This is a genomic window from Bradyrhizobium sp. NC92, from assembly GCF_025200865.1.
Taxonomy (GTDB): domain Bacteria; phylum Pseudomonadota; class Alphaproteobacteria; order Rhizobiales; family Xanthobacteraceae; genus Bradyrhizobium.
Genome location: NZ_CP104171.1, coordinates 6910558 through 6928546 on the forward strand (window position 1 = coordinate 6910558; position 17989 = coordinate 6928546).

The 17989-nt window shown below is 58.2% G+C and carries 9 protein-coding genes and 5 pseudogenes; 5 read left to right on the plus strand and 9 right to left on the minus strand.

All coding sequences use genetic code 11. The features are described from left to right. Positions 1-72: 72 nt before the first annotated feature. Together N2602_RS32265 and N2602_RS32270 are read left to right on the plus strand one after the other, a co-directional pair. Positions 73-1427: pseudogene (locus N2602_RS32265) on the plus strand (aldehyde dehydrogenase family protein); the annotation flags it as partial. 178 nt (positions 1428-1605) lie between these two features. Then, positions 1606-2625, plus strand: a complete 1020-nt coding sequence (locus tag N2602_RS32270; protein WP_260380626.1) for a LacI family DNA-binding transcriptional regulator — start codon at positions 1606-1608, stop codon at positions 2623-2625. 347 nt (positions 2626-2972) lie between these two features. Here the strand turns inward: N2602_RS32270 and N2602_RS32275 are convergent, their stop codons facing one another. The 5 genes and pseudogenes from N2602_RS32275 to N2602_RS32295 form a co-directional block, all read right to left on the minus strand. Further along, positions 2973-3626: a hypothetical protein gene (locus N2602_RS32275; RefSeq protein WP_260380627.1), complete on the minus strand. Its 654-nt coding sequence runs from the start codon at positions 3624-3626 to the stop codon at positions 2973-2975. Beyond that, complete coding sequence (locus tag N2602_RS32280; protein ID WP_260380628.1) at positions 3623-4237, minus strand: cytochrome c; 615 nt, start codon at positions 4235-4237, stop codon at positions 3623-3625. The genes N2602_RS32275 and N2602_RS32280 overlap by 4 nt, the downstream gene beginning before the upstream one ends. Positions 4238-4300: 63 nt before the next feature. After that, positions 4301-6088, minus strand: a complete 1788-nt coding sequence (locus N2602_RS32285; RefSeq protein WP_311738690.1) for a PQQ-dependent dehydrogenase, methanol/ethanol family — start codon at positions 6086-6088, stop codon at positions 4301-4303. An 88-nt stretch (positions 6089-6176) separates the two neighbouring features. After that, positions 6177-8494: pseudogene (locus N2602_RS32290) on the minus strand (molybdopterin cofactor-binding domain-containing protein). 2 nt (positions 8495-8496) lie between these two features. Continuing rightward, complete coding sequence (locus N2602_RS32295; RefSeq protein ID WP_260380629.1) at positions 8497-8949, minus strand: (2Fe-2S)-binding protein; 453 nt, start codon at positions 8947-8949, stop codon at positions 8497-8499. A gap of 1057 nt (positions 8950-10006) precedes the next feature. Here N2602_RS32295 and N2602_RS32300 point away from each other — a divergent pair. Both N2602_RS32300 and N2602_RS32305 read left to right on the plus strand, forming a co-directional pair. Continuing rightward, positions 10007-11030: pseudogene (locus tag N2602_RS32300) on the plus strand (IS5 family transposase). A 29-nt stretch (positions 11031-11059) separates the two neighbouring features. Next, a pseudogene (locus N2602_RS32305) lies at positions 11060-11352 on the plus strand (hypothetical protein). A gap of 211 nt (positions 11353-11563) precedes the next feature. Here N2602_RS32305 and N2602_RS32310 read toward each other — a convergent pair. Both N2602_RS32310 and N2602_RS32315 read right to left on the minus strand, forming a co-directional pair. Next, positions 11564-12867: pseudogene (locus N2602_RS32310) on the minus strand (IS701 family transposase). A gap of 105 nt (positions 12868-12972) precedes the next feature. Next, positions 12973-14094 carry an IS630 family transposase gene (locus N2602_RS32315; RefSeq protein ID WP_260383759.1) on the minus strand — a complete coding sequence of 374 codons (1122 nt, stop codon included), beginning with the start codon at positions 14092-14094 and terminating at the stop codon, positions 12973-12975. Positions 14095-14137: 43 nt separating this feature from the next. Between N2602_RS32315 and N2602_RS32320 the strand changes: the two genes are divergently transcribed. Further along, positions 14138-14395 (plus strand): LexA family transcriptional regulator, encoded by a 258-nt coding sequence (locus tag N2602_RS32320; protein WP_260380631.1) that lies wholly within the window; start codon positions 14138-14140, stop codon positions 14393-14395. Between the two features lie 39 nt (positions 14396-14434). Here the strand turns inward: N2602_RS32320 and N2602_RS32325 are convergent, their stop codons facing one another. Together N2602_RS32325 and N2602_RS32330 are read right to left on the minus strand one after the other, a co-directional pair. Continuing rightward, positions 14435-15160 carry an FkbM family methyltransferase gene (locus N2602_RS32325; protein WP_260380632.1) on the minus strand — a complete coding sequence of 242 codons (726 nt, stop codon included), beginning with the start codon at positions 15158-15160 and terminating at the stop codon, positions 14435-14437. 865 nt (positions 15161-16025) lie between these two features. Further along, positions 16026-17753 (minus strand): outer membrane beta-barrel protein, encoded by a 1728-nt coding sequence (locus N2602_RS32330; protein WP_260380633.1) that lies wholly within the window; start codon positions 17751-17753, stop codon positions 16026-16028. Between the last annotated feature and the right edge of the window lie 236 nt (positions 17754-17989).

Here is a 17989-nt window from a genome sequence, read left to right on the forward strand (position 1 = left end):
TACTCTGTGACATCATCTGCAAGGCGGACGCTTATGCACATACACTCTTGAATCCGAGTTTAAAGCTTATCGATGACAAAGAACTATATTGCCGACGAGTGGCTTGCTGCGGCCGAGGCCCGTCCGAACATCAACCCGTCGAACACCAACGACGTTGTAGGCGAGTATGCCCTCGCCTCAGCCACCGAGACCGAGCCCGCAATTGCCGCCGCTTCTGATGCTTTTCCCGCTTGGTCGCACTCCACCATTCAGGCTCGGCACGACATCCTAAAGGCGGTTGGCGATGAGATCCGAGCTCGCAAGGACGAGCTCGGCCGGTTGCTCTCCCGTGAGGAGGGAAAGACGTTGCCGGAAGGCATCGGCGAGGTCACGCGCGCCGCACAAATTTTCCAGTTCTTCTCCGACGAGTGCCTCTGGGTGGCGGGCGAGAAGCTGTCAACGGTACGGCCGTCTGAGGATGTGGAGTTCCCCCGCGAGCCGGTCGGAGTCATCGGTCTCATCACCCCGTGGAACTTTCCGATCGCAATTCCAGCCTGGAAGATCGCGCCGGCGCTTGCCTACGGCAACACCGTTGTGCTCAAGCCTGCCGAGCTCGTGCCGGGTTCGGCTCATGCGCTTGCCGAGATCATCGTGCGCGCCGGAGTGCCGGCAGGTGTATTCAACCTAGTCATGGGCCGGGGCGCGATCGTCGGCGAGAAGATGCTGAGCAGCTCGAAGGTTTCCGCCATCTCCTTTACGGGCTCAGTGCCGACGGGGCGCAAGATCGCCCAGAGCTGCATCACTTCGGAACCGATGAAGAAGCTTCAGCTGGAAATGGGCGGCAAAAACCCTATGGTGGTCCTTGATGATGCCGATCTGAAGCTGGCGGTTGGATGTGCGGTGAACAGCGCCTTCTTCTCCACTGGCCAGCGCTGCACGGCTTCGTCTCGGCTGATTGTGACAGAAGGCATTCACGACCAGTTCGTGGCCGCCATGCAGGAGCGAATGCGGGGGCTTGTCATTGACGATGCCTTGAAAGCCGGCACGGATATCGGGCCGGTCGTGCACCAAAGCCAACTCGACCAGGATCTGACGTATATCAGCATTGGCCAGGCAGAAGGCGCCAAGCTTGTTGCCGGGGGCAAGCTCCTGAAGCGCGAGGCGCCCGGATTCTATCTAGCGCCTGCGCTACTCACGGAAGTGAGCAACCAGATGCGTGTGGCGCGCGAGGAGATTTTCGGGCCTGTTGCCACCGTGATCCGGGCCAAGGACTACGACGAGGCGCTTGAACTCGCTAACGACACGCCGTTCGGTCTGTCGTCGGGGATCTGCACCACGAGCTTAAAATACGCCAGTCACTTCAAGCGCAACGCAGAGGCCGGCATGGTGATGGTCAATATACCGACGGCCGGCGTGGACTATCAGTGCCATTCGGCGGCCGCAAAGCCTCAAGTTATGGATCCCGCGAGCAAGGCCGCTATGCGCAGGAATTCTATACAACGGTGAAGACCGCCTACACTTTCGACGGCAACGATCCGTAGACCCACAAGGACACCTGAAGGAGTAAGCACGTTAAGCGGCACGTTCCCATTCCGAGTTGACCAGAGTCAGGCCAGAGGCAGGCATTTGAATAGTCCAACGATCAGAGACATTGCGCGAGAAGCGAATGTCGGGACTGCAACCGTCGAGCGGGTTCTCAACGACCGCGGCGGCGTCAGGACCGAGCTAGCTGAAAGAGTCATCAAGGCCGCAAAGAAACTAAAATATGGCGATCGGCGATTGAGGCCTCACAGCGGCATCATTCGGATCGAGGTGCTTCTGGTTCAGCCGCAGGCCGAGATGTTTTATGCGGATCTCAACGCTACCTTCCAGAGAATTTCCGCCTCGCTGGACCCAACAATTTTGGTGCACCGAACGTTTGTTCGCGAGGATGATATCGCCGCCATTGCCCAACATATTGCAAAGCCCCCAATTCGCCGAGCCGGTCTCATCGTTCTGGCTCCAGACCATCCGAAAATTACAGAGAGCATCCGCCAAGTCCGCGTGTCGGGCGTGGAAGTTGTGCAGTTGCTGACGGGAAGCGCCGGGGAGGATGTGCCCTATATCGGTATTGACAATTATGCGGCGGGAAGGACTGCCGCCTACTATATGAGTCACATGCTACAAGGGCGTAGCGGCACCTTCCTCGCCATGTGCCACAGCGGAGCCTACCGGGCACACAGGGAGCGAATACGCGGCTTCTCCGACTATCTGACCCAGTACACGGATGACGGTCACCATTTCCGCCTTGTCATTTTTGGACACGACGACAATTTTCTCTCGGCAGAAAGGCTCACGCAAGCGTTGCGGGAGGACAATCGCGTTATCGGACTATATACTGTTGGCGCCGGGAGAGAGGGAATTGCGGCGGCTTTGAATGCGCATCCTGCCAAGGTATTCTGGATTGGCCACGCTCTCAGTCAGGGCACCGCAAAATGTCTCCGGTCCGGTTTGATGGATATCTGCATCGATGGTGCGCCAGAGACCCAGGCGCGCCGCTCGCTAGATACGGTGCTTCGCCGTCTCGGGCTAATCGATGTCGATGTGAGCAGTGCTCCTGTTGAGTTTGTCACCATCACCGCACAAAATCTATCGATCAGCATCTGATCGTTTCGACGACGTGCTCCGCGCGCAAGAGGAAAGGAAGTCGTGCGGCCCGAAGGCTGGCTCGTCGTACACCCCGGCCCGGAGGACAAAAAGAGGCCGCTGCTGGTCTGGCCAACAGCGGCTAGGTGCAGAGAGGAAGCAGACGAGGCCGGTCTGCCAGCGGATCGTTGCGATCGGACGCGATACGCTCCCGCGTCGACGCCTCATAAGCGACCGGTTATTGGCTTACGCATAGCCATGCTGGCTCACGACCTCGATGCCGCTGATCACTCCATCGCAAAGTCTTGTCTGACGGACGTGCCGCAGATCGCCCGATACGTTTAACCTCGTCCCTTCGAATCCTTGGGTCATGGGTCTATCGTCTGTTCGATGATGAATCGGGTGACATTGACAAAGTCTGACAGAGGCTGCCCGGCACGGCGGTAGACTTCCCGATCTAAAACCAGGTGACGACGGCCTGCCCGCTTCTCGCAGTGCTCCTTGATAAGCAAACCGCCCACCGGAGCTTCTCCTTCGAGAGGCTCCGCCTCTCGGCAACTCCACCCGGCCTCCCCATATCGAGCTCTCACTATGAGTGCCAACAAGTATGCTTTCTTACGCCAGAAGGGACGTGCGTTCGGATCCGTGTCGATCCGAATACCTTGCAAGGCACCCCTACTGTCCACCATTCCCGTCAGCAGCACGGGATGACCACCGAGCTTCGTACCCTGATATTTATCGCTCAGCGCCGCCAGTTTATTGAGGTCGTCATTGAAGCGAAACGAGAGATTGTGCAGACCCATTTGATCAGCGGGACACGCTTGGAAGTCTTTCCAGCCAGCCAGCTTGGCCCCTTCTTTGTCGGCGCATGTAAGGTTAATATACTCTTCGGGGGGAATGCTGGCGACCGACATCCCAAGACTGAGGTCGCGCAAGTCGGCCGCCTCGTCCGCTTTGGCGTCGCTGTGGGCCAATGACAGAAGCAACAGTGGCAGCAGCCAGATGGATGATGTGCGGGTCATCGCTTCTTTTCCGTCTCGACCGCCTGCGAGTTGATCGAGATGTTCTTGTAGACTTCGCAGGCCCTCGAGCTATCTCCGTAGAAGTCAGTGCAGTCTTGATAGCTTGTCGGCCCCTTGCCCTTGATATGCTTCAGGACATAGTCAACGACCTTCTCGATCTCCATCGGCCGGAGAAACGTAGCTGCATCCGGAGGCAGATCCTTGCCGATATCGTCAGCCGAGATGCCCGAATAGCAACGGTAGTCCTTGTAGGCGTCACGATCAAAATGCGGCATTCCCGTTCCTGGCCGCCCACAATGGACGACCTCGACGATTTCATCGCGGGTGAGCTGTGTTGTTCGCAACGAGAGCGCTGCGCCACCATAACCGCCGCCTCCATCGCCGTGCCATTTGTGGCAGCCGACGCAGTTTGCCTTTTCATAGATGCGCTGCCCTTCATCGAGCGCACGGTGCACTCCGTTGATAATGGGCCCCGGTACGGGTGTGCCACCTTCGCCCAGCGCCAATTCTGGTAGCGCGAGAAACGCCCAGCCACCTGCCATCAGGCCAATTGCGCCAAGGCGCAGCGCGCCATTAGCCCTTTGATTCACGCGCACAACTGTCAATTCCATTCGTTCCTCGAACTATCGACGAAGTAGGGCGCGCTGGGACGCCCCACTTCGCCACGGGGCGGATCACAATGCGAAAACGTACAGGGTGGAGCCTGGGGCGACCTTCTCCAAGCCCTTGGTGGAATCGAGGTTCCACTTGTCCCAGGCGCCGCCCAGCCCCACGAGAATCGCGATGTATTGTTTGCCGTCGACCGAGAACGTCATGGGGGGCGCGTTGACGCCGCCGCCCGTGTTGAACTCCCACAGCTTGTTGAGAGTCTTGGCATCGAGAGCGTAGAGCTCTCCGGAGGGATGGCCGGCGAATATCAGCTCGGGTGTTGCAAGAAGCCCGCCCAGCATTGGATACTTGGTCTCATATTTGCCCGTGACATTACCTGTTGTCGCGTCGATAGCGGTCACGCTTCCTGTTATGGGCATCTTCACCACTGGACCACCTCCTGTGAAAAATTCACGAGCTTTCCAATCGCCAGGCTTGGTCTCCTTGTTATCTAACTCGTCACAGCTCTCGATGACCGGGATATACCAGGTCTTCAAGTCCGGATGGTATGCGGTCGGCGGCCAGTTCTTGCCGCCGTTGTGTCCGGGACAAATGGTGACGTGCGTGTTTTTCCGGTTCAGCGTCGCCTGAGGATCGTAGGTCTGCACGCCTTTGCTGGGATCATACTCAATCGGCTTTCCCGTTTCAGGGTTGATGCCCTTGGTCCAGGTGACCTTCTTCACGAACGGGGTGGCCCAAAGGAAAGAGCCGTCGGTGCGGTCGAGTGCATAAGCGAAGCCATTTCGGTCCGCTTCAAGTACGACCTGGCGCGTCTTTCCCTTGAACGGGAGGTCGACGAGAACTCTCTCCGCAACACTATCATAATCGAATGGATCATTTGGTGTGTGCTGAAAGTGCCATCTGACCTTGCCAGTGTCTGGATCCAACGCAAGGGTACTATTGGTATAAAGGTTATCGCCTTGACGGTATTCGGAGTCGAAATCCGGCCCGGGATTTCCGACGCCCCAGTAGATCAAGTGAGCTTGCGCATCATACGACCCGGTTACCCAAGTCGATCCCCCACCCGTCTTCCACGCCTCATGACCATCCTTCCAGGTTTCGTTCCCCGGTTCACCCTTTGCTGGAATCGTATAGGTACGCCACACCTCCTTTTGAGACTTTAGGTCGGTGGCAGCAATCCAACCTCGGATACCGTACTCGGCACCTGCTACACCGGTGATGGCCATGTTCTTGACGACCAAAGGGGCGCCAGTGATCACCTCGCCCTTGTCGGGATCGGCCACTTTACGCTCCCAGGCGACTTTGCCATCGTCCTTATTCGTTGCAACCAAGCGCCCATCAAGGGTATGGGAGATCACAAAATTGTCCCATAGCGCAGCGCCTCGATTGTTGACGCCGCAACAAGCAATCGCCCCAGCCCAGTCATGGTCGGTCTTCGGGTCCATTTTCCAGACCAGATTTCCGTTTCCGCCGTGCAGATCGATCTTGTAGACAGATCCCCATCCGTCGGTGACATACATGAATCCGTTCTCGACAATCGGAGTTCCTTCGAGACCGCCATGACTCCAAATGCCGCCACCTTCGATGCCACCCAGTGCCATTGTCCAGGCAACGCGCAGCCCCTTGACGGTATTGCGATTGATTTGGCTCAGCGGTGAGTAACGCTGTGCCGTATAGTCGCGGTGGTGATGTAGCCAGTTGCTCGTTTCCTGGGCCGCATTGAGAAGGCGCTTTTCGGTCGTCTCGTCGGCAGCCGCCGCCGTACTGCCGAGGCCTCCTCCCATCAGGCCAATCCCCACGATCGTGCTGACGATCTCCCATACTCCAGCGCGCGCGCTGCTATCCTTGGACATCCCTTCACTCCTCTAGTGGCCAACAATTCCTGATGACTGTGCTCGAGCTCAATCGCCGCTCTGCACAATAGATAGTGACGTATAGTCGCTAGACGCGGATCTGATCGCCTGCCGGAAGCGAACGAATGCGTTTGCCCGTCGCGGCGAAGATCGCGTTGCAGAGCGCCGGCAGAAACGGCGGCACTCCCGGCTCCCCGACCCGCCCAGGGGAACGTCAGAACCATTCGGAACGATATGAACACGTACATTTATCCGTGCATTGTCGATGCGTGCGACCGGATAGCTATCGAAATTGCTCTGCTCGGCACGCCCGTTGGCGAAGGAGATCTCGCCGAAATTGCTCAGCCCCATGACTGCTGCACCCTCGATCTGGGACCGGATCCGCTCGGGGTTGACGGCAAAACCGCAGTCGATCGCGGTCTCCACGCGTGGGATGATAAGCTTTCCTCGGCCATCCACGCTAACTTCGACAACGGTCGCCACGTACGAGAGGAAGCTGCGGTGCACCGCAATTCCAAGCCCGCTCCCCTGAGGGAGCGGGCTTCCCCAGTTCGCACGCGAAGCCGCCAAGTTCACAACGTTCGCGAGACGTCCCGTATCGATGGGGTAGTTGGAATACGGATCGCCATAATTCCAAAGCGGATCCGTCACCCCGAGTTTCTCCAGCTCAAGCCTTCGTGGGGGTCCGATGATGTCGAGGAGGAAGTCTTTGAGATCTTTCCTCAGGGCTCGCGCGATCTCTGCAATGAAAGATTGCACGGCAAACGCATGAGGTATGTTGTTGACCGACCGAAACCAACCGATCCGGGTCAGTGCTGCCGCTTCACCGGTCTCGACACGCACGTTCGGGATGTCCAACGCGACATCTGCAAGCCCTAACCCGAGTTCAACAGCCTGCTCGCGCTTTGGACCAGGCTTGAAATTCGCAAACAAGGTTGGCGCGACAGAACGATGCCGCCACGCAATCACTTTTCCCGATGAGTCAACGCCTGCGTCCAGACGCGAATAGGTGACAGTATGATAGAAGCTATGATGGAGGTCGTCCTCTCGCGTCCAGGCCACCTTGACCGGCGCGCCATCGAGTGCCTTCGAGAGCAGTACGGCTTCCTGCGCGAAGTCTGATTGGCACTTCCTGCCAAAGCCACCGCCAAGAAGAGTGACATTCACCTTGACCCTTTCAATCGGAAGATCGAGCAGCTTGGCGAGTGCTTCGCGCGCGCCAAACGGAGATTGCAACGGTGCCCAGACTTCGCACTCACCATTGCGAATGATCGCTCTCGCCACCAGCGGTTCCATCGATGCTTGAGCCAAGTGTGGCACGTGATATTCGGTCGACAGAATTTTTGACGCTGCGGCGAACGCCCGGTCGAAATCTCCTTGATTGTGCTCGACGCGCCCCGGTCTGTTCGCAACTTCCGCCACCTGCAGTCTATATGCGGCGGAATCATAGCCGCTATTTTCGCCGGCTTCCCAATCGAGCTTCAGGGCCCCTCGACCCTTTATGGCCGCCCACGTGTTGGTGGCCACCACAGCGATCTCACCAAGAGGTGAGAATGCGGCGGGCGACTCCCAACTGACCTTAAGCTCAAGCACCTTTTCAACGCCTGGAATTTTGAGCGCATCGGTTGCATCGAAGGACTTCATCCTCCCACCGACAACGGGAGGGCGAGCAATCACGGCGTACTTCATGCCGGGCAACCGAACATCATATCCATACTGTGCCCTGCCGACAGTGATGTCGAACAAGTCATAGATTTGAACGTTACCGTGCCCGATATACCGGAAAGCGTCGTCGGATTTGAACTTCAGGGAGTCCACTGGCGGGGTCGCCAAGTCCATCGCGGCGTTTGCGAGTTCGCCGTAACCAAGCTTGCGGCCGGTCTGTCGATGTATCACCTCGTGATTTGTGGCTTGAACCTCTGACAAGGAAACTCCCCATCTTTCCGCCGCTGCATGCTCGAGCATCTGACGCATCGCCGCGCCAACCTGTCTCATCGGCTGGAAGAAGTGACGCGTGCTACGAGACCCGTCGGTGTCTTGATTGCCATAGCGCGGCTCGTCGGCAAGCGCCTGGACTGTACGAACCCTCGACCAGCCAGCTTCTAATTCGTCTGCCACCACCATCGGTAGTGACGTTCGAACTCCCGTACCCATCTCGGAACGATGGGCAGTAATCGATACAATTCCCGCCGAATCGATCGAGACGAAGACATGCGGGTCGGTGACAACCCCATGCGGCATCTGGGCGGCGCCGGTTTCGTAAGCGAGACCCGGCTCAAGGCTCGAAATCTCAACGGCGAGAGCAAAGGCAGCCGATCCAGCCGCCGAGCGAAGAAATTGACGGCGGCTAACGTTCTCGATTTTGACGCAAGGAGCGGATGAGGTTCGCAGCGCATTCATGGTCATCGCTAGACCCCTCTCGAGGCTGCGCGCACCGCAGACAGGATGCGCTGGTAGCGACCACAGCGGCAGATATTTCCCGCCATTGCATCGCTGATTTGCTGATCGGAAGGATTCTTGATCTCAGCGAGGAGTGCGGCCGCCTGCATGATCTGTCCTGCCTGGCAATAGCCGCATTGCGGGACGCGCTCCTCTCGCCATGCCCTCTGAACGGGGTGATTGCCCTCGGCATCCAATCCTTCGATTGTGGTAACCGGTTTCGTAACGTCACCGACGGCCGTGATGCATGACCGGACTGCGACGCCATCCACGCGCACCGTGCAGGCGCCGCACTGAGCAATTCCGCAACCGTATTTGGTGCCGGTGAGCCCGATCAGATCGCGAAGCACCCATAGCAGCGGCGTATCCGAGGGCGCGTCGACAGTGTATGATCTCGTGTTTATCGTAAGCTCAACACTCATCGCTAGACCTCCTCCAGATCTTGCTGTTGGTGGTTTGCAAGCCCAGCAAGCGACATTGTGGGCGACAGGTCACGGCAAGCGCACAGCGCCTCCCCAGCTCCAAGACCTGCCGTCTCGCAGCTATTCGCAGCAGTCAATTGGGTGAATAGGGAGCAAGGCTCCTCGCTGGAACATCGATCTGCCCCGCACGGCATTCCGCGTCTGTCGCTGCCCTCCCCATTCCTTGTTTGAGTCGTCTCGCCTCTTCCGAAGATCGAAAGCGCCAGCTTTGGTGATACAGAAGCAGCGGCTTACAATCGCGTTCCGCGCTGATCAAAATCCATCAAAGCAATTGAAGGGGCCGGCGGACAAAGACATCAGACGCGGGGGAGGCGCTTGGCGCGGTGGTCTTTAAGCGGGTGAGGACGTCGGTAAGGCAAGCGTGCGGATCGGCATCATTGATCCCGGGTGGTGGGGACCAAGGCGCGAAGCCCGGCAACCTCCTTCATCGGAACCAGTAAACCTCGGTCGTGGAGACGATTGCTATCGGCCGGATCTTGCGCTCAGCAGGGTTGCACGACAAGAACCGCCCGTCTTCGGAGTCGCTGGTCAGACCGCCTCATCGGATTAGGCGATAGACAATTTCTTTGCTGACCTTAACGCTGGCCGAAGATCTTTGCAGATTGTCGGCGTCGCGAAGCTTTCTTGACAGCATGAGCGGACGACTGCGTTCGTTGCGCATGCGTAGCCGCTCCTGTGGCGCTAGCCTATCTCGCGCTCGATGGCACACAGCTGATCGATGCCTTTGACCGTGCCGATCGCATCGGCGCATTGGCGAGGGCGATCAAGACCGAGATCGAAGCGTCATACTGCGCATGCGCCACTCCCGCAAATTTTCGCGCAACTGTGCTGCGAATTTTCCCAGCCGCAGATTCGTAGATGATCTACGCTGCGATGGAAGTTTCAGAGTGTTGGTGACAGCCGCTTGAGCTAGGCGGCTACTCTAGCTCGATAAAGACGCTCGCCGCCGACCGGCGACCATGATTCATTGGAATCAGACGCGATTCGAAGATGATGCGTGCGCGGCGGCGACAATCGAACAGGGAGCTGTTAGCTACGTCGATCTGGAGGCGCGGGCGCGGCGTGATCATCCGCTGCGACCGATCCGGACGATCGTGAACGAGGCGCTGGCGGTGCTGGAGCGCCAGTTTGCCGCGCTCTATTCGCCGATTGGGCGGCCGTTTGATCCCACCTGAGAAGCTGCTGCGGGCACTGCTGTTGCGGACGTTTCATTCCATCCGGTCGGCGCGGCTTCTCGTGGTGCGGTTGGGATATGACCTGTTGTTTCGCTGGTTCGCGGAATTGGCATCGACGACACCCGCGTCCGACCATTCGGTGTTCTCGAAGAACCGCGACCGGCTGCTGGAGGGCGACATCGCGGCGAAGTTCTTGGCGGCGGTGCGGGCACTGCCAAGGTGAAGAAATTTCTGTCGAGCGATCACTTCTCGGTCGATGGCACGCTGATCGAGACCCGGGCCTCGATGAAGGTCGTCAAGCCCAAGGACGGCTCGGGGGGAGCCGCCGGCGCAAGGCGGCGGGCACAATGGAGGCGGACTTCCACGGCAGAAACGCTCCAACGACACCCATGCTTCGACTACCGATCCTGATGCCATGCGAAGACGAAGCTGTGCTTCATCGGTCACGGGCTGATGGAGAACCGCCACAGCCTGCTGGTCGTGCCTGCCTGACGGAGGCCGATGGTCCTGCCAAACGAATTGGCCGCGCTGCACATGGTCGAGCCCTATGCCGGCCGGCCAACAGCGATCACACTTGGCGTCGACAAGGCTATGACGCAGAAGATTTGTCAACGAGATGCGCTCGATGAATGTGACGCCACATGTTGCGCAGAACGCGAGCCGCCGCAGCGCTACGATTGACCGGCGAACGACCCGGCACGGCCGGCTATGCCGTCAGCCATCCCATCCGCAAGCACATCTAGGTGGCATTTTGGCTGGATCAAAACGATCGCCGGGCACGAGAGGACCAGGTGCCGTGGTCGTGAGCGCGTCGGATGGGCCTTTACCGCCTACAATCTGGTGTGATTGCCCAAACTGATCGCGGAGACCGGCTGATGGCCAAGGTGCTCGGGTTCGCCAGGGCCTTTGTCGGCCGCTGGCGCATCCTTGTGATGGACAACAGGGACACCGACTTCCTCGATCTTGTCGACGAGGCGCATCTCAGGGTCAGAGGCAAGTCCGATGGCGAAAGCGCCTTTGGGACCCTGAAGGGCTTTCTCGCAATCCGCGACGGTGCGAAAGACGGTTCGGCCTGTGGGGGGTCCCATGGGAAAAGCACGACGAGAATGCCCCCGCCTGCATTCGCGGATGGGCTATGATCGTCACTGCCGGTCGGCTCACCGGCTAGCTCTACATCCACAGGAGTGGCCACGATTCAGCCTTCGTTTGCGAATGCGGCTGAGTTCTTCAACAGCCTGCTAGGCTTACTGCGTCACAAATTTCGATAGCCACTTTGACTTGAGATTGCCCTGATGCAACAAGGGCATCGAGATAGTGTGACGACGAGAGCCGCGCTCAATCTTCGTCGGACGGTCGCAATCGAATTCGGAACGTGCCGTTCAGGCCGCAATGGCGGATCCCCTCGGCCGATAGCTTTCGGGAATGGCAATTTCCTTGAAGAGCTTGGTGGAGGCTGTTTCTGAGGGGGGAATCGTCTCTCGCTCGGAGACCAGGAACCCGTAGGCGGCAATGCACAATGTTGCGTGGTGGTGGAAGCCACGCCAGCTTCGCCCCTCGAAGTGACCAAGGCCAACCTCCTGTTTGAGTTCGTGGTAGTCGCGCTCGATGCGCCAGCGCAGCTTGGCAATATCGACGAGCTGACGAAATCCAATGTTGGCCGCAAGCGTTGAAAACCAATATTTGCTTGGTGCTGCTTCGCCCTCTGCCCACTCGATCAGAAGCCATTCCTCGGGCCGGCTTTCGGCGAGCCAGTAATCTCGATGCGCCGGACGGACGCGCACACGGGCAAAACGCGAACACAACGGTTCTGCCGTACCCTCACGCCACGTGATCTTGTGCCAAGCATGCGCTGGCAGACCGATCGCAAGCTTCTTGACCGAAATCGGTCGGTGTTTGCTATCACGCCGTAGCAGTTTTGGAGGTCGTCCGTTCCCCGACCATTTCTTCGGTGGCCGCGGTCCAGTTCCGGGCGCCCATACCGAGGTTTGTGGCAAGATGCCGGCCACATAGCTCAGGCCCAATTCGGTAATACTCTCACGCAGAGCGGTGTCGGTGCCGTAGCCGGCGTCCATCAGGACCACGCCGCGCGGCAAGCCCTCCGCACAGGCCCAGCGCAAATGATCAAGTGCAATTGCCGGCTTGGTCTTGAAGGTGATCTCCTGGGGGACTCCGGCTTTGCGCCGACGTGTACGGTCCGTCACCCACTCCTTTGGGAGATAGAGCCGATAGGCCACCGGCAAGCTCGCATGATGGTTCGCAAGCGAAAGAGATACGCCACCTGACAATTGTCTTGCTTGCCCAACTGGCCGCAATATTGCCGCGCAACGCCGACCGAATGCCGCCCCTTCTTGGGAAAGCCCGTATCATCAATGATCCACGCTTCGATCCGCCCGCAGCGTTCGATGCCCGGCAGCACTAACTCACGGACCTTGGCCAACACCTGCTGATCCGACCAGTCACCTTGACCGACAAAATGCAACAACGACTGATGTTGCGCCGCTGTCCGCTCAGGAGCCGTGATCGCCGCCATCGGCTCGACGCTCTTGCGATCGCAAGGCATCATCAGACCGGTGCAATAATCGCGAAGCGGTTTGGCTCGGCCCACGTGCCCGATCACGCTCGCAAGGCCCTCAACATATGCCGAAAACCGCGACGCTACGTCCCGCGATTTTGTCAGACCCATATCAGCCTCCCCACGCTGAAAAGTGAGTCTTCTCAAATATATGATTCCTGTCGACAAAGGCCGCGACACTCTGACTCAGTAAGAACTAGTTGCTCGGCACAGTGATTATGACTCGTTGGAAGTGTCGGGATAGGCGCGGCCCATTTTGGCACGCGCCTTGTCGGTAGTGAACATCCATCTGATGCGGGAGCGTGCGGCATTCCGCTGGCGTTCCCAGGCGGCGATTTCGCGGCGCAGCCGCTTGGGGTCGTCGATCCTGCGGTCCAAGCACTGCCCCCGCAGGATGCCGATCTCGATCTCGACCATGTTGAGCCAGCTTGCGTGCTTGGGGGTGTAGTGGAACTCGATCCGTCGCAAGATCCGCCTGGCTTCGGCGGGCGGGAATGCCTGATACAGGGCGCCGGCGGAGTGGGTCGATAAATTGTCCTGAACGACCCGGATGATTTCGGCATCGGGATAATGGATGTCGACGAGATCGCGCATGCATTGGGCATAGTCTTTTGCGGTTCGCCGCTCGGTGACTTTGACCTTGCGCCAGGGACGATGCACGTCGAGCAGGACGAAGAGATTGACTGTCCCATTGCGACGATACTCGTAATCGTAACGTTCGAGCTGGCCCGGCTTGGCCGGGATGGGCTGACGGACCTCGCCGATGAGCTGCACTGGGCTTTCGTCGAAGCACACCACCGGTCGCTTGGCATCGGGCGCTTCGGCATAGAGGTCGAGCACGTCCTCCATGCGGGCGACGTATTCGCCGTCGACCTGCGGAATGCACCACATGTCCTTGCGCCAGGGCTTGAGGTCGTTTTCGGCCAGGCGACGCCGAACCGTCTCGTGCGACAGGCTCTTGTGCTCGGTGAGCTTGACCATCGCTCCCGCCAAAAGCTTGAGCGTCCAGCGGGCACGGCCCTTCGGTGGGTTGGCGCAGGCCGTCGCCACCAGCAAGGCTTCTTCCTTGCCCGTGAGCTTGCGCTCCGCCCCGGGACGCGGCTCCTCGGTCAACGCCCGCTCCAGATTGCCTTCCACGAAGCGTCGCTTGGTCCGGTACACGGTGGAGCCGCTCACGCCGACGCTCCTTGCGATCTCCTCGTCGCTCGTCCCGGCATCGGCGGCCAGCAAAATTTGCGCGCGCTTGAGCTTGCGGGGCGCATGCTTGCCACCGCTGAGCAGCGCCTTGAGTTCCGTGCGCTCGATTTGGCTGAGCTCGACCCGATAGCGTACATTCATGGCGTGCCTCCTCGTTCGAGGCACGTACAAACAACTGAATCGGATGGCCGGCGTGAGTCCTTCGGCAAAACCCTTCACGCCCAAACAGGGGCAGTATTTGGCCTTCATCCACCTCTATACGCGGCTGCACCGAAGGCCCCCGGCCGAAACCGACATGCAGGAATATTTTCGCGTCACTCCGCCTTCGGTTCACCAGATGGTGCTGACGCTGGAACGCGCCGGCCTCATCAGGCGGCAGCCAAGGACGCCTCGCAGCATCGAGGTCCTCGTTGATCCAAAACTCCTGCCAGAGCTAATCTGACCGCCAGACGCAACCTGTCAAAATCACTGTGCAGAGCCACTAGGTCACTCGCTCGAAGATAACGTTGTTATCAGTGATTGCAGCAAGACGATATGATCTGCATTCCATCAAACTGATAATTCGATCTCTGTTACCCTTCAAGAAATGCTCACTCGGCTCGCACTGAATAATGCTCGGCTTGATGCGCTCGTAGTCAATGGCCTTGACGAGATCGTGATCAAGTCCTTCACAATCGATCGACAAGAAATCGATTCTGTTGGCATAGGCATTCAATAGCTCATTGATTCCAAGAGCGCTTACCTCGATACGTTCTCGGATGCCTCCCAAACCGTCGAAATCCCCGAAACTCACAATATGCGCTTCATCTACTGAGGAAAGCTCATGCGCGTTTCCGATGATAAGCGTGGCAGACGGCTTCGGCGCCGGCAAGACAATTGATGGCACGAGAATGTCTTTCGGCCGCGCAGTCCTGATCAGTGCACCAAGTTCAGGATTGGGTTCGACCAAAACACCTCGCGCGCCTCTTTGGTACAAAAGATACGTGCTCGAGGTAGAAATGGGGTGATTAGCGCCGATCTCGACATAGAACACACTGTCCCAGGTTCTTTGGCTTTTGCAGAGCCTTGCAGCCAAGATCCCTTCAACAATCACGTCTTCTCCGCCTTGTGCGTAGCTAAGTGGGGCGAAGTGCTTGATCCGAGAGTTCGGAAGCTTCAGCCTGTCAATCTCGCGGTTTATGCACTGATTTTCAAACTCGGACAACATCGGATGGCTCACCCCTGCAGCATTATGTGTGATCTTAGGGCAAGGCCGCCCAGGACCGGTTTGCCTAGCACGGCTCTCACTGATCATCGTAGCAATCGGTGTGCCACGCGTAGATATGATGCTCGCCTGCTTAAGTGCGTGCTCGACCGAATGTCTCATCGAATGGCAACCGCTACACTTTGTTCAGTTCGCGACATGCACGCCATCAATCTAACGTCCGCGGTCGGATAAGCAATTTAACAGGCCGATGTCGTACGCAATGACGATGTCACATGAAAGAGCCCGTGGCTTGTACTTCAAACACTGAACATGCAGCTAAGCCCATCTACTAACGCATCTATCACTTGAAGCGTTTTCCGGACATCGGCTGCTCTTACCTTTCGTTCGCACGGCGGCTTCCACCACACCGCCGGCAAAATGCAGCATGCTCTGAGTAACACAACCTGTGTTAGCGAGGCTATCGGATCATACAACGCATCACGGCGCCGCGACCGAACTTGGAATGGCGTATCCGACCTAAACAGCTTCAACGACTCACACGCGCATCTGGCCTCCTATCCGTTTCATGGCGATAACGTATCGCAAGTACACGCAAGTCTGCCCCAGTTTGTTGCATTACAAACTGCGGCAGCAACCAAACAGCTGATTCCGGCGCCATCTACATCAGCGCCGATGGAAATAGCCGAGCAGGGCGCTCGCACTAATTCAAACAAGACTCGCGCAATCGTAAATTGCCCGCGCAGATACCATGCGGACCGAAGGATCTAAGATGCCGCTGTAGGCAGCCATAGCAATTACCAGATCTTCGCACGCTCGACGTTGGATTCTAGATCAACGTCGAGCGGACGAAGCTGGAGCGCGCAGTTCAGTCAAACTTGTAGGAGGCCTGGAAGAACGTGCCCCATCGCTCCATCCGGTAGTTTGAAGAAAAAGGCCCTTCTGTTACAGGATAGGAGTTCTTCGCTTTGGCTTCGGTCTGGAACAGCTCACTTGGGTCTGGAGTCCACATTGCCCAATAGCGGCCGCCGATGCCAACGCTAACGTTCTTAGTGATAGAGTAGGATAGGGCTGCCTCGAGCTGCACACCACCGCCACCACTCCCGCGTTGATCGGCGAAGGTCGTGTGACCGCGCAGCAGATGGTTGTCTCGCCCGCGAAAATCTGTCCATGGCAAGTAAGCAACGTCAGCGCTAATACGCCAGCGATCAAGCAAGGTGGTCTCTGCGCTGATGCCGACGCGCAGCGCATTCCAATCAGTGTCTTGGCTGCCGATTATCCTTCTATCGCCCGCCGCAAGGCAACGTCCATCGTTGGAGGAGGCCATCTGCACACATCCGATCGAGTCGGACTTCTGGCCGTAGTAGCTCCAGCCCATGAACCCGCCAACCTTGTAAGTGCTGCCGCGCAGGAAATCGTAACCGGCATCGGTGGTGTAATACGTGAACCTTCCATTGGCCTGCCCGGATAGTGTGTTGCGATAAGTGAGCGAGTGATAAGGAGGCGCAGACATGCCCCAATCTTCATCGTTCATATTTCCATTGTTGAAGCGTCCGAACCCGATATTGCCCTTCAGGAAGATTCCCCAGGGGCTATCCAGCCGTTCGAACAACTCACCGGAAAACCCATCCAGCCCATGATAGGTGAGCCTTGATATAATGTCGGTACTCCCGGCGTCCCATTGAAACCTCCCTCGGCTTAACCACACTCGTGTGCCGCCTTCCAGCGACCAGCCGTCGGCAAGGCCACTGCGCGAGGCACTGACGGTCGGCTTCGTTGTGTATAGCGACCGATCTGACCATCCTGGCGTCGCTGGATGTGCGTCAAAATGGTAGTTCAGTCCGAGCTTTCCGATGTGATAGCTGCTCGATAGGCCGGCGGTGTTGGCGGGGACGGTTTCGAACGGCGGACCTTGTAGGGTCGGAGGAGTCGCAACACTTGGTCCGTTGAATCTCAGGTAATCGTACTCAAGGCTCACGGACCATGCGTTCGTGAGTGCTTGCTCGAGGCCTAAGCCGACTGTGCCACCGACACGACCATAGTCGAAATGGGTGGAATTCTGTGTCGCCAAAAATGGGTAAGCGCGCCTAACGAGTTCGCCGTTGCTGGCGATAGTGCCGCTATTGTGCTGCCAGGCCAAGCCCCCCTTGAGATAAACAAGTGTTTTGCCATGCGGGCCGAACGCATACCCAACGCGACCTGTCCCGGTAGCAAACACGTTTGAACCGGCGCTGCAATTCGCGCTGATGACAGAGCTGGACGCTGCAAGACAGGTGTTTGTACCGTCTGAGACAGCGCGACTAGCATTCAGTTCAACGCCGAAAACCCAGCGCTCGCTCTGCCAGTTATAGCCGATCTGAGCTCCGGCCAGGAACACAGGGGTGTTGACAACGTCCCCATAGAGTGACTGGCCATTGGGGTCGCTGAATGATGTTCGCCCGTAGCCCCCGCCGACGTGCCCGCCGATATATCCTCCGGTCCAGCTCCACACGGCGGGCGGGACCTTTACCCACTGCTTAAGGTCGGCCGAATTGACGGCACTGCCTGTAACGAGCGCAGCTGTTATGACGCCGCAGAAAAGAAGTTGGGATCGCATTTCACCTCACGAACACAGACGCGCGCCACGTTGCAACGAGAACCAAATGGCGGACGTTGTTGGCGCCTCTTCCAGAGCGGTTGTGGTTTGCAGGATCTAGGCCAGCGGACGCAATGCGCATTCGCTGCGGTTTTCGACCTCGATGTTGTCATCGCAACAAGATCGGTGGTTTCTGAAACAGGCCCAGCGTCTGAGGTCGGACACGAAACGCATGCTGCACGCCGGCTCCGGCCGAT